General features: G+C 51.6%; 2 pseudogenes. Both read left to right on the plus strand.

From position 1 onward, the window contains the following. Positions 1 to 1,730, plus strand: a pseudogene (locus ACIQYF_RS23625) (hypothetical protein); the annotation flags it as partial. Beyond that, positions 1,727 to 1,926: pseudogene (locus tag ACIQYF_RS23630) on the plus strand (hypothetical protein); the annotation flags it as partial. The pseudogenes ACIQYF_RS23625 and ACIQYF_RS23630, both read left to right, overlap by 4 nt.

The raw sequence follows: 1,926 nt of genomic DNA on the forward strand, positions 1-1,926 counted from the left end.
ACGTTGAAGAACTGCTGCGCAAACTGCCTACGGCTTTGAAATCGCGGATCATACAGGCGGCTAAAACCGAAGGCGTGACGTTTCACTTTTCCAACCCGCAAGAGCAGGCCGCGCTACGGGAGGCGCTGGACAAGACACTTAAGCTGCGCAAAAACATTGCCCTGCTTAAAAAGCAGCGGGCCCATTCCAATCGTAAACACGGGCATAAGTCGGCCACCTCTCGGGAATTGTTGCAGCAGATCGAGTATCAAAACCAACAACTGGATCTGGAGCAAAGACGGCTGGCTGCCAGCATTAGCCCAATCCCGGAACTGCCGGATGAACATGCACGGATTTTTGGTTCAATGCAGGGGAAAGCAGGGCTCACGGTCATCTTTCCCAATGAGGGTAAGCGGCAAGTGGCCGGACTGATGGAGGATTTTCGTCAGGGTGTGAGGCGTGCGCCTGTGATGAATGTGCTGGGGGATGGGGCAGCGTTGTTACTGTTTGTGGCGCAGGCGGTGAATTTGGTGCAGGTGTTTAAGGAAACGATGGCTGTTTCGAGTGATAAGAGGGATTCGGTTCCTCTCATGAGCGCGTTTGCTGCGACTGGCGCCGCTGGGTTTGCTGCTGCTCAAGGGGTGTTCGACACGGCGCTAAGTGCTCAGGTTAAAAGTTTAGGAGATGGTTTAGCTCGGACTGCGCTTAGTAGACTGCAAGTTACGATCGGGAAGTTGCATGTTGGATTGGGTTTCTTTACTTATTTATTCGGTTTGGCAGCGGCGGTTATTAGTTTTAGCGTATATCGTAACAATTGGGTGCAGGCCGTACGTAGCGGTAATCGCGGTGCTCAAAGTGGCGCGATGATCACAATGGTCGCTTCTGGTGGTTTGGCTGCTACTAATGCTTATGGTTTGAGCCATACCGTAAAACAAGGTTTTCAAGTGCTGAAGGCTGCCAAAGGCACCGCCCGGGATATGGCATGGAAGGTTGCTGGGACTCGTCTTAGTAGTGTGTTTCTCCGTTTTAACTGGGCAGGTGCGTTCTTTACGATATTGGAGTTAGCAGGCACCTGGCTTTATAACCGTTACAACACCAGCGCTCATGATCAGTGGCTACAAAGCACCCCATGGGGGCTTGAGGCAGACAAGCGGGAAGATCTAAGCCTGGAAGAGTTTCAGTATTACCTGATGGTGCTGCAGCAGGCGCCGTTTGTAGAGATCAAACGCTCCGAGGAGGAACCCTTCTGGCAAAGCATGCTGTCAAGTGCAAAACCGGGGGAAATTTACGTCGTTCTTCCGGGGCGGACTCTACCGGATTATCAACTTACCCTAGAGGGCAAGGCCCATCATGGGCTTAAGATCGGTGCTCAGAGAATGACTACATTTCTTCGGGGTGATCGAGGTATTCCGGTGGAACAGCGGGAGGTTGTAACCCAACAGGTGCAGGCGGGCTTGTATCGAGTGAAGAGCACATCGGAAAAGGAGCAGGGCGGCCCGGCGCCGATGTTGCTTAAACTGACTTATCCACGTAACCCTGAACGTGTTCTAGGCAAGGTGTCTGAGGAATTATTAATTGAACTTGTGCTCCAGTCACTGAATGACAAGGGGCAATTGGTTGAGCACACCTACCGCATTCGTTTTGACCCTCTTGAAGGCGGGCGCTTTCTATCGAACAAGCAACACTTCGAATCAAGCGCTGATATGCCTTTGTTAGAGGTGGACATCAATGCTTTGGATGTTCCGTCATGACTAAAACCAAAGCGGTATTACCTAAAGCGACAATAAATACGGCGCAAAAGAAAGCGGGTGACATTGAGCTTTTTCCTGGCGGTGGACAGACCTATTTGGCCCCCTTACCGCTGCCTACCGAGGCTGAGCCTTGTTGTCCGTATATCAGTGATTACAACGACACTTATTTGGATTTTGGAGGAGGGGAGCCGAATGT

Source organism: Pseudomonas sp. NPDC096917 (genome assembly GCF_044762555.1).
Taxonomy (GTDB): Bacteria; Pseudomonadota; Gammaproteobacteria; order Pseudomonadales; family Pseudomonadaceae; genus Aquipseudomonas.